Raw genomic sequence first — 22,655 nt, 5'->3', positions numbered from 1 at the left:
AGTCGTTAGACATCCTGTCCATAAACTTCCTGGACTCCGCGTCAAAAAACTAACTGGACTCCGAGTCCAAAAAGTCACTAGACATCACAGGTAGGAACTAAACCCCGGACGCTTCATCCCCCTAGGCGTGTTCCGTTTAGGTTAGGTCGGAAACGAGAAAAGGGCATCAAGGGCGGATTTCAATAACTCCTTGTGGCGGGATTCTGAATCCAAATCTCCCTGACACTCTCAAGGCGTCACAACTCCATAGTTAAGAGCTACTTAACCCTTATGTACCCTTTTTGATAGATGCACCAATTTGGCCACAGTACCCGCATGAGTACTGTGGCCAAGTTTTGGAAGACAGTTTAGCAAGATCCTATCACTTTTTATCAAGTGATTAATAAACTGCTAGCTCCACTTAAAACACCGATCATGCCGCTGCTCGACGAAAGACTATATGGTTATTGGGCCAGAAAAAGTAGCAGATGGCTAGGAACGCCACGACTATTCGCCCAACCAAGCTAGGGAAGAAAGCTGTAATAGCTATCGTTGCAGCAAAGAGGAAAATGGAACGCACACGATGCATCCAAGGAGATACCGCTTTTTCACCCATGATCATGGAAATACCAAAAAGGATTACTCCCAATATTGAATAGAGCCACAAATATCCAGAATTGAAAAAGTGCTCAACTCCATGTTTCTCAATAATATCCGAGGGGAATATAGTGACAAAAGCCCACAGAGATTCTGGAAAGCGAATAAACTTTGGATCTTTATCCGTCCGCATTAGTCATCCTCAATCTCTGCGGTAATTGGCGGAAATCCCCACTTAGAGTACCAGGTAATACCTTTACCCTGCGCGACCGCCCCTGTGATTTTAGTAGCGAGATCGACAAAGTAAGTTGCCCCAAGAAGGCCGACAGCGCCAGAAATAGCAGCTCCGATCGGCCCGCCTGCTACAGCACCCCAAGCAAAGAATGCCGCCTCAAGAGCAGCTGGCCCTTCCATTGCCGCTGCGGTAAGAGTTGCAGCCGTCCCAACCGTCAAACCGCTATTTGATATGTGGCCGAGTTTGTGATCATATGTAGTGACAATTTTTGGCTCGTTTTCCTTGTGCTGAACAATGCTTTCATCCTCAGCAAGCACTGAGTGAAAAAACTGACATCTTTGTCTTCGAAACCATAATCACTACGAAGCTGATCATCGTTGAGATCGGACTTGAGGTTACCCTCATCGTCGTAATCAATATGTTCACCGACGTTACTAATTAGCTCAAGCTGCTTCTTCTCTTCAGGAGTGATCTCCTTAAGAGACCTATCAAATTGCTCTTCAGACCAAACAGGAGTTTTCTCTGCTTGTTCAACCGTTTCGGCAGAAGCTGCGGGGGCAATACCTGCAGTGATTAGAGACACAACTGTCAGAAGTGCGACTCGATTCATGATAGAATCTTTCTGTATCGATAGGCGGAACAAATCTAGGATACACGCCATCCTGACATCCCGCTTCTCAGATGAGCCGCATCCTACAGCATGTGGAATACTCTCGCTGGTGGAATGAGAATTGCGGGATTCCCGATGTTTCATAAATGAGAGTTCTCGCCTGTGATAGGTTCAATCAAAATGATATTCGCGAATTGCTCCGAGTAGCCAACACGGCTTTGAGCCATTCAATAAGCCCGAACCCGGTAGCTCCAGGGGCAAGCTCGAAGGTGCTGCGCCGGACGAAGGAGCCATCGGCGGGGACTGCTCGAACAGCCACCAGGTTTTCCCGTCGGTGAGGATTCCGTTGTAGCGGGAACCATCTTGGCTCATGCGGGTAGTGACGTAGCCAGCGAGTTGGTTGATGTAGTCCGCGTCGGCGCTCTCGTTGGTGAGCCGCTTTTTTACTTCGATGACAGTGGCTCCGGTGGCGATGTCGATTCGTCGGTGAGAACCATCACCGATCTGCTCTTCCAACCGTGGGGTATCCAGGTCGAAGTCGGCGGTAGTCAGCAGGGTCTTGATGTCGGACTGAATGTCAGCTTCAGTGCGCTCAGTGGCGTCTGGGGACGCCAGGCGAGTGATCAGGGATTGTGGTGTGGTCATGGCTTTCTAAGGTGGGTAGGTAAGTCTTAGTTGTTGATTCTTTCACAACGCACCCGTAACAAGGGCTGGTTGGTGGCAACCAAATCTTTGATTTGGGCGGCAGCCCAACGAGCCGCAAGGCGAGGCGGGAGTATAAAACATAACCCACAATATGACGGTTCTGTTGGTTGATCGGCTGGGGATATAGATCTACAGGGATATAGTTATAAGCCACCTGGGAAAATAGGTAAACCCCTGTGTATAACTAGCAAGATGATGGCAGATCAGTGCAAAGTGCTTTCAGGTAAAAAGAAAGCGCGCCGGAGGGCGCTAGTCTTCTGTGTTCTGTCTAGTCGAGTTCTGGACGAGACGGCCGCTGTCGGACTGAGGTGACTGTCTTGATCAACGTGACACCGGTCAGTATTGGAGGTAATTCCAGCGTTAGGCCACACACAGAATGTCATGAATGGCCTTCTTGATGTCGTTGCGAAAGTTTCTTCGCTCTACCGCAGTAGTCCATTTTGTCGAAAAGTTCTCGGCGATCATATCCGAGGTGAAGGTGTAGGCTTCCCGATTGTTTTAGCGGTACTGTTGCAAAGTTGGGCGGAGAGCAGCGAAGACTCAGTTTCTCATTCCCTGACGGCCTCTGCGTGTGGGCGTTGTTAGGCCGTCTCGAAGACCTGGTTGACGATCACCGCGTCCGGGTTCGGTTGCCCGTAGGCAAACATCGCGCCTAGCCCTTTCCGCAATGAGTGCATCGCCTCCATCCCTTTCAACGTCCGATATGCAGATATCCGGTTCTTAAACGCGCCTTTTGGCCCGAGGATCCGCTTCAGCCGACCATGGTCGCCTTCCAGGATGTTGTTGAGGTATTTCACCTGCCGGTGTTCCACTGTTGGCGGGCAGATTCCCTCTGACTTCAACTCGGCGATTGCCCTGGCTAGGGAGGGTGCTTTATCGGCGTTGATCACTCTGGGATACCCGGCTGACGCATTGGATCTGACGGCCTTGGCCAGGAAACACTTCGCTGCGGCCACGTTCCGATTCGAAGAGAGGTAAAAGCCCAAGGTCTGGCCACCGGCGGTGATCGCCCGATAGAGGTAGCACCACCTGCCGCCGACCCGAGAGTGCCAGGAAGTTTGTGTGTGAGGCTCTGATCTAGAAGGAGTTTCACCGATAATGACTACGGTGTTACCGAAGAAAAACCATGACCCGGCGAGGGTCAACGAGATCAGTGAGAAGCTGATGGAAAATCCTTAAGCTCGCCAGCTTGATCAGCGAGCTGTCGACGTCCACCGATGACGCCAGCGAGCTGGTCAAAGGCTTGCTACAGGCATCGATCAACGCTGGTCTACAGGCAGAGATGGATGCGCACTTGGGCTATAGCCACTGCGACCGCAAGACGAAAGCCCAGGTCGAAACCTCACAGGAGAATAACCACCGCAACGGGTCGTACAGCAAGACCGTCAATTCTGGATACGGCGCGGTGGAAGTAACTGTGCCCAGGGATCGTGCCGGCACGTTTACTCCCCGCATGGTGCCCAAGGGCGCACGCAGGCTCACAGAACTCGACGACATGATCGTCTCGCTCTACGCCGGCGGGATGACAGTGCGCGATATTTGCCATCATCTCGCGACCACCCTTGGGGTGAATATGAGCCCGGATACGATCAGCACCATTACCGACGCGGTCTTGGAAGAGGTCATGATCTGGCACAACCGCCAGTGAGATGAGTTCTACCCGGTGATCTTCCTCGACGCCCTACGCGTGAAAATTCGCGATGGCCACCGCGTGGTCAATAAGGCTTGCTACATGGCGGTTGGTGTCGACATAGACGGCATCAAGCACATCCTGGGATTGTGGATCGCTGATAATGAAGGCGCTGCATTGTGGGCATCGGTGTGCGCAGATCTGGCCAACCGCGGGGTCCAGGACGTGTTCATCGTGTGCTGCGACGGGCTTAAAAGGCCTGCCAGAAGCCGTGGAGGCAACCTGGCCGAATTCTGTGGTGCAGACCTGCATTGTGCACCTGATTCGGGCTGCGAACCGGTGGGTGTCTTATCAGGACCGCAAATCTGTCTCCCGCGCGCTGCGTGAGGTCTACACAGCCACTAACGAGGAGACACCGCACGTGCCAGCCTGGATGCTTTCGAGTCCAGTGAACTAGGTCAGAAATATCCGCAGTCGGTCAAAGTCTGGCGCGACGCGTGGGAGCGGTTCGTGCCGCTTTTTGCAGTTCCCGCCTGCGGCCAGGCGAGTGCTCTACACCACCAATTCGATCGAGTCACTCAACGCCCAACTGCGTAAAGCTACCCGTAACAGGGGCCAATTCCCGAACGATACCGCAGCGCTGAAGACGCTGTGGCTGATGATCTGCAATATCGAAGACAAGCGTGCTGCCCAGCGGGCGAAGAAAGCCAAGCGCAACATTGAGTGCAACGGCTATATTGAAGGAGCGAAAGCCACCGGGTGGAAACAAGCCATCAACCAACTAGCCGTGGCCTTTCCCGACCGATTCGCGGATTACTTGTAAACCAAGCCCCCGCACACAAAGAATCGGACACTCTCCCGTGGGACACAATTTACCAGCGAGCAGCTCTGGGAGGTGTGCCGCAATTTGGGCATTGCTCAATCCGTGGGGCGTACCGGAGTGTGTTTCGATAACGCGATGGCTGAGTCGTTCTGGTCGACGCTTAAGACCGAGTTCTACGACCGGAAGCGCTGGGCCACCCGCGATGCTGCGCGTCAGGCTGTGGCTTGCTGGATTGAAGTGGTCTACAACCGTCGACGTCGGCACTCCGCCCTCGGGATGGTCAGCCCCGTCGATTTCGAGAACCACACCAGCCTAACCACCAGCAGAAAAGAATTAGCTGCCTAACCACTAGGTAGCTCTACTACGTGTCCACGATTTGCGGGCAACCCTAACGCCCACACCGCGCACTAGGACGACACACCCCACACCACAGCTACACCACCGGCACAAAAGCCAGCCCCAACGACAATCCCACACAAGAATGGCGCACCAGAAAAGACATCGTCTGGGACAACGGCAAAGTCACCGTCCGCTACGCCGGCAAACTCTTCCACCTAGGCATCGGGCGCGCATTCAAGAAACAAAAAATCCTCATGGTCATCGCCGACAACCACATCACCACATCACTAGCTGCGACCGGAGAAATCATCACCGAGCACTACATCGACACAGCCCGCGACTACCAAAAGCCCTACTGGAAAAAAGGCGACCCACCCCTAGACCCAAAACACGAAAAACCGGCACCCCAGAACAAAAACGACTGAGATGCCGGTTTGTCAACGATGTCGCGACTGACCTGTCAAACATGTCGCGACTCATGACAATGGCGGAGGATGTGGGATTTGAACCCACGAGGGGCGTGAACCCCGCACGCGTTCCAGGCGTGTGACATAGGCCGCTAGTCGAATCCTCCGAGAAGAAACATTAGCAGCCGTGGCAATTAGAATGCCAATCGCCTGGTCAGACGTAATTTCTGGGCAATTATTGGGCTTCGGTGGGGCAGGGTGGCGCGCTTACCGTACTGCTGCCGCTTACCGATGCCGCCCGCAGCCTCCGTCTCGCTCCGAGAGACGCGTATTTGGCTAATGTGGCCCGCGGGCGTTAGAGTAAAGGCAGGATTCCGCGTGGCGTCCATCCTCTGAACTCCCCCAGGGCAGGAATGCAGCAAGGGTCAGGAGGCTCTGACGGGTGCGCGGGGTCCCTTTTTTATGCAGGGTGCGTTAGTATTGGTGGCTAAACGTCGCACCACACTACGGAAGGTAGACATACTAATGTCGCTTCTTACTCTGGAATCGTCCGCCTTGGCAGAACTTGCCGCGAAAGTCCGCGAAGAATACGCGGACCTGAAAGCAAAGGGTCTCAAGCTGGATCTGACCCGTGGCAAGCCGTCGAAGGCGCAGCTCGATCTCTCCAATGCGCTGTTGTCGCTGCCAGGTGAGGGAAACTACACTGATTCTGAAGGCGCTGACCTGCGCAACTACGGCAACCTGAAGGGCGTAAAGAAGCTGCGCGAGCTGTGGGGCGAGCTTACCAATATTGACCCGGAGCTCTTGCTGGCCGGCGATAGCTCCTCGCTCAACATCATGTTCGACCTCATTTCTTGGGCCTATACCTTCGGTACCAACGATTCGCCGCGCCCGTGGAGCGAGGAAGAAAACGTCAAGTGGATCTGCCCCGTGCCTGGCTATGACCGCCACTTCGCCATCACGGAACTCTTCGGCTTCGAGTTGGTGACGGTGCCGATGGAAGACGACGGCCCAGATGTCGAGGCCATCGCGAAGCTCACCCAAGACCCGCAGGTCAAGGGCATGTGGCTCATTCCCATGTTCTCCAACCCCACCGGCGTACTCATCTCGGAGGACAAGACCCGCCGCCTGGCGGAAATGGACACCGCGGCGCCCGACTTCCGCATTGTGTGGGATAACGCCTATGCCGTGCACACGCTGACAGACGAGTTTCCGGAAGTCTTGCCGGTGCTGGACATCGCCAAGCAGGGCGGGCACCCCAACCGCTTCTGGGCCATGTCCTCGAGCTCCAAGGTCACCTTCGCGGGCTCTGGCGTGAGCTTTTTCGGGTCCTCGGCAGAGAACCTCGACTGGTACTTGGAGCACGCGGGCATCCGCGGCATTGGGCCGAACAAGATTAACCAGTTCGCCCACGCCGAGTTCTTCGGGTCCGCGGACGGCGTGCGCGAGCTGATGCACCGCCACGCCGAGCTGTTGGCGCCGAAGTTTGCCGCCGCGCGCCGCATCCTGGATGAGCGCCTAGGTGAGTACGGCGTCGCGGAATGGACCGACCCGGAGGGCGGCTACTTCATCTCCATGGACGTCGTCGACGGCACCGCCACCCGCGTGTGGGAGCTGGCCAAGGACGCCGGCATCGTGCTCACCAAGGCGGGCGCGGCCTACCCGCACGGACGCGATGAGAATGACCGCAATATCCGCCTTGCGGTGTCGCTGCCGCCGCAGGAGGAAATCGAGGAAGCCATCGACGGCGTTGCCACCTGCGTGCTCCTGGCGGCCATCGAAAAGGCGGAGGGCTAAAATCAACGCCGATGAATCCGCCGTGTGGCTCAGCGAGGTCATCCCGGCCCCGCTGGAGTTCCGGTACGTCGACGGGCGCAGGCTGGGTTTAGCCACGCTTGCCGATGCCCAATCCCTCGCCCTCACCACCACCTTCAACGACGTCGATACCGGCCTGCGCAGCGATGCCGAAGGCCTAGATGTGCGCTGCGAACTCGTCACTGTGGCGCGCGTGGGCCAGCCCGAAGTCGCCGCCGCCGTGGGGGCTGCGGCCGCGAAGTTGGAGAAGGCGGGCGGCCTCTTGCCCGCGCAACCCGGTGTCTTGCTGCCGTCACTTTTGGATCTCCCCGGCGAGCAGACCGTGCACCACGGGCTGCTCATCGCCCCGTACCTCTGGGGCGGGCAGACGCCGCAATACCGCGAGGAGAACCGCCTGACGCTCGTGCTGCAGCTGGTCATGCTGATGGATGCGGAATATGCGTTTGGGGTGGAAGAGGGCGTCGGCAAGCTGCAGGAAGCCGTGGCCGAGCAGGGCATTGACCTGCTGGACTGGTCGCGCGAGGGTTAGCCGGTAAACTGGCTAACCGTGGCTTTATACCGGAAATACCGTCCAGCAACGTTTGCCGAGGTCGTGGGGCAAGAGCAGGTCACCACGCCGCTATCTGCCGCCCTCGACGCGGGGCGCATCAACCACGCCTACCTCTTTTCCGGCCCGCGCGGCTGCGGTAAGACGTCTTCGGCGCGGATTATGGCCCGCTCGCTCAACTGCGAGCACGGGCCCACCTCGACGCCGTGCGGCAAGTGCGATTCGTGTGTGTCGCTCGCGCCCGGCGGCCCGGGCAACCTGGACGTGACGGAGCTCGACGCTGCCTCGCACAATGGCGTGGAGGACATGCGCGAGCTGCGCGACCGCGCCTACTATGCGCCGGCGGAATCGCGCTACCGCATCTTCATTATCGACGAGGCGCATATGATTTCCCCGTCCGGCGCCAATGCGCTGCTCAAGGTGGTTGAAGAGCCGCCCGAGCACGTGATTTTCATCTTTGCGACGACGGAGCCGGAAAAGATCATCGGCACCATTCGCTCCCGTACGCACCACTATCCCTTCCGCCTGCTTACCCCGCCCGCGATGAAGGGGCTGCTGCAAAAGACCGTGGCTTCCGAGGGCGTGCAGGTTGAAGACGCCGTCTATCCCATGGTCATTGAGGCAGGCGGCGGTTCCCCGCGCGATACCTTGTCGCTACTGGACCAGCTTTTGGCTGGTGCGGGGCCCGATGGCCTGACCTATGACCTCGCGCGCCCGCTGCTGGGCGTTACGGACGTCACGCTTCTCGATGACACCATCGCCACCCTCGCCGAGAACGACAAGGCCGGCCTTTTCGCACAGATCGACAACGTCATCGAGGCCGGCCACGACCCGCGCCGGTTTGCGGTGGATCTGCTCGACCGTTTGCGCGACCTGATGATCCTGCAGGCCGTGCCGGGGGCTATCGATGCCGGCCTGGTTTCCGCGCCCACCGACCGCGCCGAGGTGCTCACCTCCCAAGCACAGCGTTTTTCCGGCCCCCAGCTGACCTATCTTGCCTCGACGGTCAATGACCGCATCAGCGATCTGACCGGGGCCACCTCGCCGCGCCTGTTGCTCGAGATCATGTGCGCCCACTTGCTCATTGGTACCTCGTCCAGCGTGGCACCGAGCGCGGCGCCGAGTGCCGCCCTTGGTGCGGCATCCGCAGCCCAGCCTGCCCAACCCAGCGGCGCCCCGCAATCCGCACAAGCCGGCCAGCCCAACCATGCTGGCCAAGGCGCACAGTCTGCACAATCGGGTCAGGCGGCACCTTCTGCGGGAAACGGGCCAGCCTTTTCGGGCGCCCAAGATCCGCAGTCGGCAGCGGCTGCCATCATCGCGCGGCGCCGTGCAAAGTCCCAGGCGCCGCAAAACCAGGCCGGGTCGAGCTCCGATGCACCGTCGGCACCGCAGCAACAACAAAACCAGACCGCCGCGGGCACCGGGGCACCGGCTCCGGCACCGGAATCGACATCACCGTCAGCACTGTCATCGCCGTCTCAGCCTGAGCAGACACCTGAGCAACCGGAGGCAACGGCGCAGCATTCGCGGGCCGGACATGAGGACGCAGCGCAGTCTGCGCAGGCCACCCCGGCTGAGCAATCGGCGCAGCCGGCAGGGGATGGGAATGAGGAGCGATCTGTCTCACGGCTTGCGCAACCGAGCGCAGAATATATGCAGCCGGGGCAGCAGTCCGCGGATTCGCAGTCTAGCGATGTGCCTGAAAAGGACGCTTCGGCTACCGAGGGAAGCGGCGACGTAAAAACTGACGTCGGCGCGGATCCATGGGGCCAGGAGCGCCAGGTTCCGCAGAATGCGCCAGCCCGCGGCAACGGCCAGGCGGAACCACTGGAGAAACCGGTGCCGGCGGCGACAGAGCAGTCGGAGGGGCAGCAACAAGCCCAGGCAGAACAACCGCAACAGCAAGGGGCATCGGCAAGCGGCGATGACGGTGACTTCGTGGAGGCAGTGAAGAGGAAATGGGTGGAGCTGAGGGGGAGCGTCGGCAAGCGGAATAAGGTCGCTGAAATCATGCTTGCCGAAGCCCGCGTGCTCGGATTCCGCGATAACACGCTGACGCTGGGGCATACCACAGGTGCGCTGGCAGAACGCATCAATGCGCCGGCGAATAATTCCGTCATCGTGGACGTGCTACGGGAAGAATTCCAACGCGATATTCAGGTCAACTGCGTGGTGGGCACGGACCCAAAGACCGCCGGGTTCGATGCGCCGCGGGCGCCGCAAAGCAAACCCGAATGGAACCCCAACGCGCCCGAACGCGAGCCGAGCGACGACAAGGAGGCAGAGAGTAAGCCCGGGTGGCGCTCGCGCATCGCCAAGGCAACCGAGGCGGCGAAGCAACGCGATGACGAAATTGCGCGCACGCCGCAATTTAGCAACGGGGTGCCGCTGCCGCCCGAGCCGGAGGGCCCCGCGGACGAACCGCCGCCGGAAGAACCGCCGGCCTATACCCGCGATGACGAAGAACGCGACATGGTCGAAGCCGCGCAGTCCGCAGGCGAAATGGACCACCGCAGCGCCACCGAGGTGGCGATGGAGCTCGTGGAAAAGGAACTAGGCGCACGCCGTGTTTAGGACTGTGGCACGGTAGACTCGGGCGGTAGCAAAGCTATTGAGAAAGGACGAAAGCTATGGCTGAACAAGATTCCACCCCACAACCCAACGACATGAACGACCTCATCGCGCAGGCAGCGCAGGTGCAGGCCGAGCTGCAGAAGGCGCAGGAAGAAATCCTGGCCACCAATGTTGAGGGAAGCGCGGGCAATGGCCTGGTTAAGGTGACCATGACCGGTGGCGCCGAGCTGGTAGACCTGCAGATTGATAAGTCCGTGGTTGACCCTGAGGACATCGATACGCTGCAGGACCTGGTGATGGGCGCGTTTAAGGATGCCCACGCCGCTGCGGGCAAGTTGGCACAGGAAAAGATTGGTCCCCTGTCGCAGGGCATGGGCGGCCAGGGTGGACCGTCGATGGATGACATGTTCGGCGGCTTCTAGCTGCGCGATATTCTACAAAGGCCGTTGCCCCGATGATGGGGTCGCGGCCTTGACGTAATTTTGGGAGTTGTGGTGTTTGAAGGACCTCTGCAGGACCTCATCGATGAGTTTTCGCGCCTGCCGGGCATCGGCCCGAAGTCGGCGCAGCGTATCGCGTTTCATGTGTTGCACATGGAACCGGAGGATATTGAGCGCCTGCAAAATGCCTTAGGCGGCGTGCGCGACGGCGTTACTTTCTGCCGCATTTGTTGCAATATTTCGCGCGAGGATGTCTGCCGGATTTGCATCAATTCGCAGCGCGACGCCTCCACCATTTGCGTCGTGGAGGAGCCGAAGGACATCCAGGTTATCGAGCGTACGGGTGAGTACGAGGGCCGCTACCACGTCCTCGGCGGTGCGTTGGACCCGCTGGCCAATGTTGGGCCGAAGGATTTGAATATTTCCACGCTCCTCCAGCGGCTGGGCGGGGTGCTGCCGGATAGGGAGTTGGCGGATTCCACGCCAGAGGCCCCGCTTTACGACGACACCCCCACCATCCGCGAGGTCATCCTCGCCACAGATCCGAATACGGAGGGCGAGGCCACCGCGGCATACCTGGTGCGGTTATTGCGGGATTTTCCCGATTTAAAGATCACTAGATTGGCCTCCGGCATGCCGCTCGGAGGCGATTTGGAGTTCGTGGACGAGCTCACCTTGTCCCGTGCGCTTTCGGGGCGCTTGACTATCTAGGTGTCCGCAGCACCGGCCCGGGACTTTTGGTTTCTTGGGGTTTAGGGCACGTTGGCGGTGGGCCCGCGTGGCGCGCGGCCAGTAAAGACTGGGGGAGGCGCATTCGGCTCCGGTGGCGAGGCCGAGTGCGGCCGTGCAGCGGAACCCGGAGGGTCTGATGACGGGGCGGGGCGGCCCGCGTGGCGCGGATGCGGCGGCAGCCAGGCGATGCGCCCGTTGATGCGCGCCATCCGCCCCCGCCCCGGAAGGCCGTTGATGGAATTGTGGTACGGGCACAAAAGGCACATATTCGCCGGGTGGGTGTGGCCACCGCGGGCGTATTCGAAGATGTGGTGGGCTTGGCATTCAGCGGCGGGGCGCCTGCAAGCGGGCCAGGCGCAGCGCGCGCCTTCGGCCTCGAGCATGCGGCGCTGCTTGGCGGAGGCGTGGCGGGCACGGTAGAGGTTGACGGGGCCTTCCGCGGGGTGGATGAGGGTAAAAAGCCCGGCGCCGGCGAGCGTGCGACGGAGGAGATCAGCGCCGGTGATGGTGGCACCGTTGGTCATGGCGAGGCGGACTTCTGAGCCCTCGCCGCGCAGGATTTTCAGGTAATCCGGCAGCTCGATGATGACATTGGTGGTCACGCTGGCCGGCGCGACGGCACGGGAGCCGGTGAGCCAGGCGAGGGGATTATCCTTCGCGGTGGCCCAGATATCGGCCATTTCGGCGGCGGGGCCGGTAAAGCTCAGCGTGGTTTTCTCGCCGTGCAGGATGCGGCGCCCGCCGTCTTCGCGCTCGGGCGGTGGGGCGATTTCGCGCAGCAGGCGTGTGGCGGCGCGGGACACTTCGGCGGTGGTCCCGGCGGTAGCGCACAGGGTTTCGCGGAAGCGCCAGCGCTCGGTGGGATTTTTCACTCGCTGGGAACGGCGGGCGATGAGCGCGAGCGTGGCCAGGCTGTGCTGGTTGCGGCGCGCGGCGGCAAGGGTGCGGCGTTGATAGCGCGAGTGGCTGGTGGGCGCGAGGAAAGCCTCGGCAGTGCGGCGCAGCTCGCGCGCGTGGTCCGCAGGCAGGGGCAGGTCAGCGGCGGCGTAGGCTTCTTCAATCAGGTCTACGCCGCGCTTGGCGATGTCCCCCAGCTGCTCCAATAACGTCATGCCCCGCAGCCTAGGGTTGGGGCCTGGGAGCTACAAGGCGGCCGCGCCCGGCCTGTGGATAACTTGGCTCAAATCGGCCCTTTTGGGTCGTGAGGGCCGAGAATTGGCGAAGTTATCCACAGGCTTAGCGCTGGGAGCGCGGTGGCTCGGCGGCGTTGAAGCGCTCGGTGCGCAGGCGGTCGACGGCGGGGATATCCAGCGGATCGAGATCGGCGAGCGGGACACCCATGGCTTGGGCGAGGAGCAGATCCGCGAGCTGCGGGTTGCGGGCCAGGGCGGGGCCGTGCATATAGGTGGCGATGACGCTGCCCTGCACGGCGCCTTCGTAGGTGCGTTGGGTGGAGCCGTCGGCGAGGTCTGCGGTGGCGGCTTGGTCGGCGTTGCCATTGCCGCGGGTGAGGGTTCCCAGCGGTTGGGCGGACGGGCCGAGGATGGTCGCGCCCAAGTGGTTTTCGAAGCCGGTGAGCGGCTCGGTGAGATCTGCGGTCACGCCGGCGCCGGTAGGGGTGGAAGATACCTCGCCGATGGCGCGGTCTTGCATGCCGGCGGTGGTGGCATCGATAAGCCCGACGCCATCGATAACCCGGCCGGAAGCGCGGAAGGACTCGCCCAGGACCTGCAAGCCGGCGCAAATGGCCAAGATGGGGCGGCCGGACGTGGCGGCGCGGGTTAGCCCGCCATCGGCAATGAGGTGTTCTGCGGCAAGAATCTGCGCGGTGTCTTCGCCGCCGCCGATGGTATAAATATCCAGCGTCTCGGGCACGGGTTCGCCAAGCCGGATGGGGTGAATTTCGGCGTCGAGGCCGCGCATGCGGGCGCGTTGGCGCAGCACGAGGGCGTTGCCGTCATCGCCGTAGGTACCGAGGACATCGGGAAGCACTAGGCCGATATTAAGCATTATTAGCCTCCTTGGACAGGGCCTTTTTCAGATCGCGGAAGGCGGTGTAATTGGCAAGGACCTCGATGCGGCCCTCGGGGCAGGCGGCGAGCGCATCCATGGGGTCTGGGATGAGCTGGTGGGTGATATCCGCGTAGACGAGGCGGACGGCAAGGTCGGTTCCGCGCTCGCCGGCGGCCTTGACGCTGAGCCCGTTAAAGCCCTCGAATTTTACGTCCCAGAGCCAGGACATGTCGATGCCATCGGCAACCTGCCCGTTCGTGGCGATGACCAGCCCATCGGCGCTGCGGTCCACCATGGACAGGGCCTCTTGCCAGCCGGCGGGGTTCTTGGCCAGCAGCAGGCGAATCTCGCGGCCCTTCCAGTGGATGGTGGAATACCGGCCGGCGACGTCATCGATGCTTTCTGCCGCGGCAATAGCGCGATCCAAGTCCACGCCGAAGCCCTCGACAGCCGCGGCGATGGCCTGCGCCGCGTTACCGCGGTTGGCACGGCCCGGCAGCGCCAGGTTCAGCGGGCGCTTTGCGGTGGGGGTAATAACGCCATGCTTGTCGATGCCCCACGTCGGCTGCGGGCGGCGGAACTCGCGGCCATCGGCAAGCGGCTTTACTGCGTACCAGTCATCCTCGGTGCGCACGACGTGGCCGCCGGTGCGCGGGCAGGTGACGGAATCGCCGAGCCAGCCGGCACCGGCAGAAACCCAGATGACGTTCTTGGCGTCGTAGGCAACCGAGGTCATGAGCACGTCATCGCAATTGGCGATGACCAACATGTCCGGGTGGGCCTCCACGGCGCCGCGGAGAGCGCGCTCGATCTTGTTGATCTCGCCGACGCGGTCGAGCTGATCGCGGGTGAGGTTGAGCAGCACAAGCGCCTGCGGGTTGAGGTTATCGGCGACGTGCGGCACGTGCAGCTCGTCGACCTCGAGGACGAGGTGTGAGGCGTCCTTGCCCGCCATGAGCGCGGAGATGATGCCGGCGTCCATGTTATCGCCGCCGTCATTGGTGGCGACCTGGTGTTCGGCGCGGACCGCGGCGGCGAGCATGCGGGTGGTGGTGGACTTGCCGTTGGTGCCGGTGACCAGCACGGCCGGGCGCCCGCCGCCCAGGTTGGTCATGATGGAGGGGTCAATGGCATTGGCGATAAGGCCGCCGATCATTCCGCCGGCGCCCCGGCCGGTGGCGCGGGAAGCGGTGGTGGCCAGCTTCGCGGCGGATGTCGCGGCGGTGGTGCGCAACTTCTTCAAGGCACCCGGGACTGAAAAACTCATGCCCTCTAGGGTAGCCGGGGAAGTGGGCTAGGCGTTGTTCTTGGGCGCCGAGCCGCCAGAATTTCGCCGCCCCCGGCCGCGCCCGCCGCGCCTACGCCGCCGTTTCTGGCTCTTGCTCTGGTTATTTCCGCCGCTCATCTGCGGGGGCTGGCGCCGCGCAGTGGTGGGGTCTTCGATGCGGGTGAGGGCATCGAGAAACGCGGCATCAGACATCAGCGGGATGCCCTTGCGCTGGGCGTGCATGGCCTTGCCCACGAGATCCGTGGTGACATTGCACACGACAAGCGATGCCTCGCGGGTGAGCTTTTCCGAATAGTTCAGCTCCTCGCGCATGAGGGCGGAGATAATCGTATCCGGGTCCTCTAGGATTTCGGGGGCCACGACAATTTCCATGCCGCGGCGCAGTTCCTTGCCGGGCTCGTATTTTCCGGGGTTGTGGTGCTGCACGGGGGCCTCGGCGGCATCGACGCGCACGTGCGAGCGTTGCAGGCCAAAGCGGTCGGCGCGGACATCGTCTGGGGCATAGCTGCGCACCGGGCCGCGCTGTTGGTGCTGGTAGAGCTGGATGAGCAGCTCCGTCTCCTCGCGCGAGGTCTCCTGCTCTGGACGCCGGGCGCGTTCCACCGTCGCCTTAGGATCAGCATCCAAGCCATTCTGCTTAGCGACGCCCCTCAGCCGCACATCATTCGACCGCACGCCCTGCGCATACGAGGTGGCCAAGGTATCGATGATGCGCACGGGCGCGGGCATGTGGCCCACCTTTTGGCGGCGGCGCTTGCCTTTATTGCGACCGCGGTTGCGCGCGCGGTTTTGACGTGCGGCGGTCATCATGGCGCGGCGGGCCTCGGCGACGATAAAGCCCCAGGTATAGGGGATATCGTGAACGACGAGGGTGCGGCCATCGATAAGCTTATCCAGCGATTTGAGGACTCTGCTAAAGGCAGGGGCCTGCTCAATATCCGCGACGGTCAGCCCGTGGAGGTGGTGTGGGCCAGCATCGATATCCGGCTTGAGCACGGCGTGGAAGCGCTGGCCAATATCGCCGGCGTTATCAAAGGCCACCGCATCAATGGTGACGATGCGCCCGGTCGACGGGTGGATGCCCGTGGTCTGCAGCGTGAGGGCTACGTAGGGGTGCTTGGTGACGGTCTCGGCCTTGTCCGGCTGCTTTTGCGGTGCGCTGTCCGCGCTGGATGCGGACGGAGCAGCTGAAGCAGCGGGGTCGGCTGGGGTTTTCGGTGTCGCCGGCCCGCCGGAGGGGCGGACGGCGCGGCGCGGCCGAGGCCGGCGCGGGCCTGGTTTGGCCATACCTGTGCTGTTGGGGACGCTGGTGCTGGATTCGCTTTGGGAGTTGGGGCCCGGCTTGCGCTGCTGTGCCGCAGCCTTGGTCTCCGGTTGGGCGGCGGAGTTGGCTGCGGAGTGAGGGGACGCCTGGGCGTGGGTCCTAGCCGCATGCTGGGACGCCATAGTCGCCGGCGAGGGAGCCTGCGGCGACTGTGGGGAGGGGCCAGGTGTGTTATTCATCAGCCTTAGTCTAGTATCCCGGAATTCCTGTGGCGGGACAGGGCGCGCCGGACCTTTTCGTTGCCTAATCCGGTTTAGTGGACACTAAACCGCGACGATGAATACGGTCACCAGCGCCACTACGGCGACCACGGCAATGGCCGTGACCCACCACCCAGTGCGGCGCGTGGGCTCCGGGGTGGCGGTGACGGCGCGAAAGCTGCTGGTTTCGAAGGTCTCGGTCGCCGCCTGCGTGGTCGGGGTGGCAACGGCCACGGAGTCTTCGTTGGAAGCGGGCAGCGGATCGCCGGCGTAGATGCTCAGCACGCGATCGTTGCCGCGCGGGGCGTGGTAGGCGTGGGCGAGGATGGGGGCATCGGCAAGCGGGGGCAGCGAGGGACCCGGGGACAGGGTGGTGAGGAATTTAGGGCCGAAGAAGACATCGACGGCGTCGGTGGAAGGCACCAGGTTGACTAGCACGTGCATCCGGGCCTGGGCCGGGATATCGAGATCTGCGGGGAGATCGGTGATATCGATGGGCGGGGCATAGCCGAGCATCGTATAGGGCCCGCCGGGCGGATTATTCGCCGGCAGGCAGAGCCCGGGGCGGGGAAGCAGGAGGGCGACGTGGCCATCGGCATGCGGCTGGGCTGTGGCGGCTGGGGTGAGACCGGCGCGGAAAAGGAGGTCGATCTCGGGGTATTCCGTGCGGTCCGCGGCGCTGATGGTGCCGATCTGGCCCTGTGCTTCCACGCTTAAACCGCCCTCCTGGCTGGGAGCCAGGGTGACGGTAAAATCCTCCGTGCCCTTCACCGATGCGCCGTGAATGGGCAAGGCCTGCACCGCGCCGAGGCCGCGGTGGGGGATGAGGTAGGTAGAAGAAGGCATAGTCGATCTTCTACCATGTCGGCCCGCGCCCGCGTTATGCCAACGCGCGGTTTACTGCGGAGGTAATCGCGTTGATGGAGGCGCGGGTCGTGGAAGCGGCGATGCCTGCGCCCCAGACCTTGTTCTGGTTGACGTCGGCGGCAATGTAGCAGGCGGCCTCGGCATCATCGCCGGCCGAGCGCGATTGCTGGGAGTAGTCGATGACATCGAAATCGATGCCCAAGGACTCCAGCGCATTGGCGTAGGCGGCAATGGGGCCGTTGCCGGTGCCGGTGACCTCGGATTCCTTGCCGTTATAAGTCACGGTGGCGGTCACGGTGGCATCGGTATCATCGGCGGAAATATTGTCGATCTCAAACGATTCCAGGTGCAACGGGGTGGTGCGGTCCAAGAATTCGGTGGCGAAGATGTCCCACATATTCTTGGAGTTGACCTCGCCGCCTTCGGTATCGGTGATTTCCTGCACGACGGTGGAAAACTCCGCCTGCATGGCGCGCGGCATATTGATGCCGTGGTCGGTCTTCATGATGTAGGCGACGCCGCCCTTGCCGGACTGGGAGTTGACGCGGATAACGGCCTGGTAATCGCGGCCCACGTCCTTCGGGTCGATGGGCAGGTAGGGCACCTCCCAGATGGCATCGCGCAGCTCTTCCCAGCTGACGTCGGTGGAATTGGCCTCCGGACGCACCGTTGCGGCCAGCGCGTCCAAGCCCTTATTGATGGCATCCTGGTGCGAGCCGGAGAACGCGGTAAAGACCAGTTCACCGCCGTAGGGGTGGCGCTCCGGGACACGCAGCTGGTTACAGTACTCCACGGTTTCGCGGATCTTGGGCAGATCGGTGAAATCGATCTGGGGGTCAACGCCCTGAGTGAGCATGTTCAGGCCCAAGGTCACCAGGTCCACGTTGCCGGTGCGCTCGCCATTGCCAAACAGGCAGCCCTCAATGCGGTCGGCGCCGGCCATATAGCCCAGCTCGGCGGCGGCAACGCCCTCGCCGCGGTCATTGTGGGGGTGCAGCGAAATCAAGATGGAATCGCGCCGGGCCAGGTTGCGGTCCATCCACTCGATGGAATCGGCGTAGACATTCGGCGAAATCATCTCCACCGTGGACGGCAGGTTGATGATCATTGGGTTCTCGGGGCTGGGATCCATGATGGCGACCACGTCATCGCAGACCTCGCGGGCGAAATCCAGCTCGGTGCCGGTAAAGGACTCGGGGGAGTATTCCCAGCGCCAGTTGGTATCGGGGTAGTCGGCGGCGATGGATTTGATGAGCTCGGCGGCATCGGTAGCCAGCTTCTTGATTGCCGGCTTGTCCTTGCGGAAGACCACGCGGCGCTGCAGCTTCGAGGTGGAGTTATAAAAGTGCACGATGACGTTCTTGGCGCCGGCGCAGGCCTCGAAGGTGCGGCGGATCAGGTGTTCGCGGGCTTGGACGAGGACCTGGATGGTCACGTCCTCTGGAATCTTATCGCCCTCGATGATTTCGCGGACGAAGTTGAAGTCCGTCTGGGAGGCGGACGGGAAGCCGACCTCGATTTCCTTGTAGCCCATCTGCACCAGCAGGTCGAACATGCGGTGCTTGCGCTCGGGGCTCATGGGATCGATCAGTGCCTGGTTGCCGTCGCGCAGGTCCACGGCGCACCACTGCGGGGCGTGGGTGATCTTCTTTCCCGGCCAGGTGCGGTCCGGCAGGTCGATGTCCTCGACCTCTACGGCGAAGGGTTGGTAGCGCTCGAAGGGCATGGAGGAGCCGCGCTGCTTATTCCACGCAGGCTGTCCCTCGCGGGGAGGGCCTGCAGGGGTGGTGATTTCGCGGGGTGCGCTAATGAAGGAATCGTTGGGAGACATGGGGGTGCGGTGTCCTTAATGTGTTTGGTGTCGGGAAGTGCGACGGCCAGCTGGGCTAAGGATTGCCAGACTCCGCGACGGGGCGCTGGCCGTAGGTTTAGGCCGAAATCCCGCCGCGGCAGATAAGGAGTAGGTCGTTCCGCAATGTCATACCGGTCACACTACAGAGGATCTCACGGTGTGGCAACATATTTCATTCAGCGGGACGCGCGGGCCCGTGGCGTACCATACTGATGTGCCTACTGTTCCTACCACCCGCCGCCCCGCAGCCGCGCCCGCGCTGCGCTGCTGGTTTTATGCTGCACTAGTGGCGGTTGCGGGAACGGCGATTCGCCTCAGCGTGCTCGCGGCGCTGGCCGCGGCGCAGGGCGATTCCCTCTGGGGGCTGCTGAATAAATGGGACGCCAACTACTACGTGGATATCGCCCGCGCGGGCTATGCCCCGGCGGATGAAACGACCCTTGCGTTCTTTCCCGGCTTCCCGCTGGTGGTGCGGGCAGTTAGCAACCTGCTGGGCACGGACGTTGCAGGCACGGCGATGGTCCTCAACCTCTTTTTCACCATCGCCTTGGCAGCGGGCGTCATGGCGCTGGCTAGGCAGATGGGGCTGGGGGTGCGCGGCCAGGTGCTCGGCGCGACGGTGGTCACCAGCGCGCCCATGAGCATCGTTTTTGCCATGCCCTATACGGAGGCGCTCTTCGGCGCGCTCGCGATCTGGGCCGTGGTGATGTTGCATGATCAGCGCTGGATCGCGGCCGGGGTGCTGATCTTTCTTGCCTCTTTCGTCCGCCTCACCGTGGTAGATCTCATCGTGGTCTTCGCGCTCATGGTGCTCTGCAAGGCGCGGCGCACCTGGTGGGCTTGGCTGAGCGTGGCGGTATCGGCGCTGCCCTTAGCTGGCTATATCTGGTGGGCCAATCGCCATTTACCCGGCGCCGGCGGCTACTTTGGCCTGCAGGAAAAGCACTGGAATTCCGGTTTCGATGGTGGCCGGGCGACGGTGTCCTGGGTAGCAGAGACGCTGTCTAGCGCCACGAATGGTGGGTATTTGCTCAGCGCCGCAGTCATCATCGCCGCCCCCATCTGCCTGCTGCTGGCCTGGGGGCGCCTGCCGCTGCCAGCCTGGCTCTTTGCCGCGGTGCTGATGGCCAATGTGCTGCTTTCCGATGGCATCATGCACTCCCGCCCCCGCCTCTTACTGCCCGCAGCGGTGGTATTGGTGCCGTGGGTGGGCAAGAAGGGGGCATCGGCAAGCGTGGGTGCCTGGGTGCTCTTCGGAGCCTGGTTTTCGGCCTATATGCTGACCGTATTCGAGTGGGCGATCTAGCTGCGCTGGCTGACCGGGTTGCGGGACAAAATGATGGTCGCGGCAATCATGACGCCGAGCGCGGCCACCATGACGAGCCAGCCGGCGGTGGAATCAATGAGGAACTTTTCGCCCAAGACCATATAGCCCAGGCCGAAGGCGACGATGGGCTCGAAGATGGTCATGGCCGGCAGCGACTGCGCCAGCGGGCCGGCGTTAAAGGAGTATTGCTGCACTACGGTGCCGGTCAGGGCGAGGCCGATGAGGCCGTAGAACTGCCAGCTGCCCACCAGGACGCTCAAGCCTTCGTGGGTGAAGATATCGACCACGGCCTTGGAAAGCAGGGCGACGAAACCGTAGATGACGCCGCAGGCCGTGCCCAGGGCGAGCGGGCGCTGCTCGCGGAATTTATGGCCGGCCACGCCCAACGCGACCAGGGTGGCCAGGCCCAATAGCAGGGCGGGCCACCACTGGCTCCACTCCGGCCGGGGATTGCCGGCAACGGGGCGGCCGTAGACCACCATCACGCCGACCGCCACCGTGAGCGCAATGGACCAGAACGTCTCGTGCACGGGCATGGGGCGCTTGGCATACCAGGCCGAAAGCGGCAGGGTAAACATGAGCGAGAGGACCAAAATGGGCTGGACTACCAGCAAGGTACCAAAGCCCAGGGCGACGACCTGGAGGCCATAGGCGAGGATGGCTGCGCCAGTGCCGACCCACCACAGTGGGTTGGTCATAGCGGAGCGCATGACTGAATCGTCTGCTTCAAGGGCGATGCGGTGGCGAACGACCGTGCCCCAAGCAACCGTAAGCGCGGAGGCGAGCGCGAAGAATACGGCGAGGAGGTTGCTTAACACCCGCTCAACGCTAGTAAAAAAGTGACGGAGATGCATTTTGCTTATCGATGCCGCCCCCGGCCCGGCGCCTAGCGCGCGCACGGGGGTGTATGTGAATAAAATAAAAGTATTGTCTCGGAATTATGATGAGGTGTAGCGCCTTGCGGGGTAGCATAGGAATTTGACTAGTGTCCGACAGGTATTTCTGTGGCGCGTCTGCGCGCAGGGGTGCCTTTTAAAACGAAAGGTGGCAACCACACCGTGGCCCTGATCGTTCAAAAATACGGCGGCTCCTCCCTCGAATCCGCAGATCGCATCCGCGCGGTAGCGGAGCGGATTGTGGCCACTAAAAAGCAGGGCAATGATGTCGTCGTGGTGTGCTCCGCTATGGGGGATACCACCGATGAGCTTCTTGACCTTGCAGCGCAAGTCAATCCCGTTCCCCCGCAGCGCGAAATGGATATGCTCCTTACCGCCGGCGAGCGCATCTCCAATGCGCTAGTGGCCATGGCGGTGGAGTCCCTGGGCGCGAAGGCCCAGTCTTTTACCGGCTCCCAGGCGGGCGTGCTGACGACCGAGCGCCACGGCAATGCGCGCATCGTTGACGTCACCCCCGGCCGCCTGACCGAGGCCTTAGAGGATGGACAGATCTGCATCGTCGCCGGATTCCAGGGCGTGAATAAGGACTCGCGCGATGTGACCACGCTGGGCCGCGGCGGGTCCGATACCACCGCGGTCGCCCTGGCGGCGGCGCTCAAGGCGGATGTGTGCGAAATCTACTCCGATGTCGATGGCGTCTATACCGCCGATCCGCGCATTGTTCCGGATGCGCAAAAGCTAGAAAAGCTCTCTTTTGAAGAGATGCTGGAAATGGCCGCCGTAGGATCCAAGATTCTGGTCCTGCGCAGCGTGGAATACGCCCGCGCTTTCAATGTTCCGTTGCGAGTTCGCTCGTCTTATTCAAATGACCCCGGCACGTTGGTGACCGGCTCGATGGAGGATATCCCCGTGGAAGAAGCAGTACTTACTGGTGTAGCAACTGATAAATCCGAGGCGAAGGTAACCGTGCTGGGCATCCCAGATCGCCCGGGCGAGGCCGCGAAGCTTTTCCGCGTCATCGCCGATGCGGAGATCAATATCGATATGGTGCTGCAAAACGTCTCCTCCCTGGAGGATGGCACCACCGACATCACCTTCACCTGCCCGCGCGCCGATGGCCCCCGCGCGATGGAGCTATTGAGCAAGCTGCAGTCTGAGGGCGGCTGGTCCAATGTGCTTTACGATGACCAGGTGGGCAAGGTCTCCCTCGTCGGCGCCGGCATGAAGTCCCACCCCGGCGTGACGGCGGACTTTACCGAGGCCCTGCGCGATGTGGGAGTGAATATGGAGCTTATTTCCACCTCCGAAATCCGCATCTCCATGCTGACGCGCGAGGCAGACCTGGAAAAGGCGGCGCGCGCCCTGCACGATAAGTTCCAGCTCGGCGGCGAGGAAGAAGCCACCGTCTATGCTGGAACCGGACGATAAACCAGAGCACTACAGAGCAGTAAA

17 protein-coding genes, 1 tRNA gene, 1 other RNA gene and 5 pseudogenes are annotated in these 22,655 nt (G+C 61.7%); 12 read left to right on the top strand and 12 right to left on the bottom strand.

Annotation, left to right across the window (positions count from 1 at the left end; genetic code table 11):
- Positions 1-412: 412 nt before the first annotated feature.
- From ABRP95_RS09380 to ABRP95_RS09365, 4 genes and pseudogenes are all read right to left on the bottom strand, one after another.
- Positions 413-769: a hypothetical protein gene (locus ABRP95_RS09380; protein WP_239268985.1), complete on the bottom strand. Its 357-nt coding sequence runs from the start codon at positions 767-769 to the stop codon at positions 413-415.
- A gap of 256 nt (positions 770-1,025) precedes the next feature.
- Positions 1,026-1,421 carry a hypothetical protein gene (locus tag ABRP95_RS09375; protein WP_349839276.1) on the bottom strand — a complete coding sequence of 132 codons (396 nt, stop codon included), beginning with the start codon at positions 1,419-1,421 and terminating at the stop codon, positions 1,026-1,028.
- A gap of 171 nt (positions 1,422-1,592) precedes the next feature.
- Positions 1,593-2,066: a PDDEXK family nuclease gene (locus tag ABRP95_RS09370; RefSeq protein ID WP_284819721.1), complete on the bottom strand. Its 474-nt coding sequence runs from the start codon at positions 2,064-2,066 to the stop codon at positions 1,593-1,595.
- 641 nt (positions 2,067-2,707) lie between these two features.
- A pseudogene (locus ABRP95_RS09365) lies at positions 2,708-3,169 on the bottom strand (IS6 family transposase); the annotation flags it as partial.
- A 146-nt stretch (positions 3,170-3,315) separates the two neighbouring features.
- On the opposite strand from ABRP95_RS09365, the pseudogene ABRP95_RS09360 reads away from it, so the two are divergent.
- The 4 pseudogenes from ABRP95_RS09360 to ABRP95_RS09345 all read left to right on the top strand — a co-directional run.
- Positions 3,316-4,143 (top strand): annotated as a pseudogene (locus tag ABRP95_RS09360) (IS256 family transposase).
- Positions 4,028-4,579 (top strand): annotated as a pseudogene (locus ABRP95_RS09355) (transposase). Before ABRP95_RS09360 ends, ABRP95_RS09355 begins: the two co-directional pseudogenes overlap by 116 nt.
- Before the next feature lie 36 nt (positions 4,580-4,615).
- Positions 4,616-4,879, top strand: a pseudogene (locus ABRP95_RS09350) (integrase core domain-containing protein); the annotation flags it as partial.
- A 92-nt stretch (positions 4,880-4,971) separates the two neighbouring features.
- A pseudogene (locus tag ABRP95_RS09345) lies at positions 4,972-5,343 on the top strand (hypothetical protein); the annotation flags it as partial.
- Between the two features lie 60 nt (positions 5,344-5,403).
- Here ABRP95_RS09345 and ABRP95_RS09340 read toward each other — a convergent pair.
- Positions 5,404-5,492: transfer RNA gene (locus tag ABRP95_RS09340), tRNA-Ser, on the bottom strand.
- Between the two features lie 198 nt (positions 5,493-5,690).
- Here ABRP95_RS09340 and ffs point away from each other — a divergent pair.
- The 6 genes from ffs (at position 5,691) to ABRP95_RS09310 (ending at position 11,415) form a co-directional block, all read left to right on the top strand.
- An RNA gene (gene ffs / locus ABRP95_RS09335) (signal recognition particle sRNA small type) lies at positions 5,691-5,787 on the top strand.
- Between the two features lie 63 nt (positions 5,788-5,850).
- Positions 5,851-7,122 (top strand): aspartate aminotransferase type Ic, encoded by a 1,272-nt coding sequence (locus tag ABRP95_RS09330; RefSeq protein WP_284770722.1) that lies wholly within the window; start codon positions 5,851-5,853, stop codon positions 7,120-7,122.
- Positions 7,076-7,669 carry a hypothetical protein gene (locus tag ABRP95_RS09325; protein ID WP_284770723.1) on the top strand — a complete coding sequence of 198 codons (594 nt, stop codon included), beginning with the start codon at positions 7,076-7,078 and terminating at the stop codon, positions 7,667-7,669. The genes ABRP95_RS09330 and ABRP95_RS09325 overlap by 47 nt, the downstream gene beginning before the upstream one ends.
- Positions 7,670-7,687: 18 nt before the next feature.
- Positions 7,688-10,264 carry a DNA polymerase III subunit gamma and tau gene (locus ABRP95_RS09320; RefSeq protein ID WP_284770724.1) on the top strand — a complete coding sequence of 859 codons (2,577 nt, stop codon included), beginning with the start codon at positions 7,688-7,690 and terminating at the stop codon, positions 10,262-10,264.
- Between the two features lie 56 nt (positions 10,265-10,320).
- Positions 10,321-10,686, top strand: a complete 366-nt coding sequence (locus tag ABRP95_RS09315; protein WP_023024999.1) for a YbaB/EbfC family nucleoid-associated protein — start codon at positions 10,321-10,323, stop codon at positions 10,684-10,686.
- Positions 10,687-10,758: 72 nt separating this feature from the next.
- Positions 10,759-11,415: a recombination mediator RecR gene (locus ABRP95_RS09310; RefSeq protein WP_023029977.1), complete on the top strand. Its 657-nt coding sequence runs from the start codon at positions 10,759-10,761 to the stop codon at positions 11,413-11,415.
- A gap of 41 nt (positions 11,416-11,456) precedes the next feature.
- Here ABRP95_RS09310 and ABRP95_RS09305 read toward each other — a convergent pair whose 3' ends face one another.
- The 6 genes from ABRP95_RS09305 to leuA all read right to left on the bottom strand — a co-directional run bounded on the left by ABRP95_RS09305 (position 11,457) and on the right by leuA (position 18,959).
- Positions 11,457-12,548 (bottom strand): HNH endonuclease signature motif containing protein, encoded by a 1,092-nt coding sequence (locus ABRP95_RS09305; RefSeq protein ID WP_284770725.1) that lies wholly within the window; start codon positions 12,546-12,548, stop codon positions 11,457-11,459.
- A 124-nt stretch (positions 12,549-12,672) separates the two neighbouring features.
- Positions 12,673-13,446, bottom strand: a complete 774-nt coding sequence (locus tag ABRP95_RS09300; RefSeq protein WP_284612742.1) for a type 1 glutamine amidotransferase — start codon at positions 13,444-13,446, stop codon at positions 12,673-12,675.
- A complete protein-coding gene (locus ABRP95_RS09295) occupies positions 13,439-14,716 on the bottom strand; it encodes a Mur ligase family protein (protein WP_284770726.1) in 1,278 nt (425 codons plus the stop codon). Before ABRP95_RS09295 ends, ABRP95_RS09300 begins: the two co-directional genes overlap by 8 nt.
- Positions 14,717-14,743: 27 nt before the next feature.
- Positions 14,744-16,024 (bottom strand): exonuclease domain-containing protein, encoded by a 1,281-nt coding sequence (locus tag ABRP95_RS09290; protein WP_410757579.1) that lies wholly within the window; start codon positions 16,022-16,024, stop codon positions 14,744-14,746.
- A gap of 300 nt (positions 16,025-16,324) precedes the next feature.
- Positions 16,325-17,107: a hypothetical protein gene (locus tag ABRP95_RS09285; protein WP_284770728.1), complete on the bottom strand. Its 783-nt coding sequence runs from the start codon at positions 17,105-17,107 to the stop codon at positions 16,325-16,327.
- A gap of 34 nt (positions 17,108-17,141) precedes the next feature.
- Positions 17,142-18,959 (bottom strand): 2-isopropylmalate synthase, encoded by a 1,818-nt coding sequence (leuA, locus tag ABRP95_RS09280; RefSeq protein ID WP_284770729.1) that lies wholly within the window; start codon positions 18,957-18,959, stop codon positions 17,142-17,144.
- 235 nt (positions 18,960-19,194) lie between these two features.
- On the opposite strand from leuA, the gene ABRP95_RS09275 reads away from it, so the two are divergent.
- Entirely contained in the window at positions 19,195-20,286 is a 1,092-nt protein-coding gene (locus tag ABRP95_RS09275) for a hypothetical protein (RefSeq protein ID WP_284770730.1), read from the top strand.
- On the opposite strand, the gene ABRP95_RS09270 is transcribed toward ABRP95_RS09275, so the two are convergent.
- Positions 20,283-21,125 (bottom strand): DMT family transporter, encoded by an 843-nt coding sequence (locus tag ABRP95_RS09270; RefSeq protein WP_284770731.1) that lies wholly within the window; start codon positions 21,123-21,125, stop codon positions 20,283-20,285. The two genes, ABRP95_RS09275 and ABRP95_RS09270, sit on opposite strands and share 4 nt — an antisense overlap.
- Before the next feature lie 240 nt (positions 21,126-21,365).
- On the opposite strand from ABRP95_RS09270, the gene ABRP95_RS09265 reads away from it, so the two are divergent.
- Complete coding sequence (locus ABRP95_RS09265; RefSeq protein WP_023016575.1) at positions 21,366-22,631, top strand: aspartate kinase; 1,266 nt, start codon at positions 21,366-21,368, stop codon at positions 22,629-22,631.
- The last annotated feature ends 24 nt before the right edge of the window (positions 22,632-22,655 follow it).

This window comes from Corynebacterium sp. KPL2895, assembly GCF_040225815.1.
Taxonomy (GTDB): domain Bacteria; phylum Actinomycetota; class Actinomycetes; order Mycobacteriales; family Mycobacteriaceae; genus Corynebacterium; species Corynebacterium rhinophilum.
Note: the sequence above shows the minus strand (reverse complement) of the source record. Positions and strands in the feature narration are given on the sequence as shown.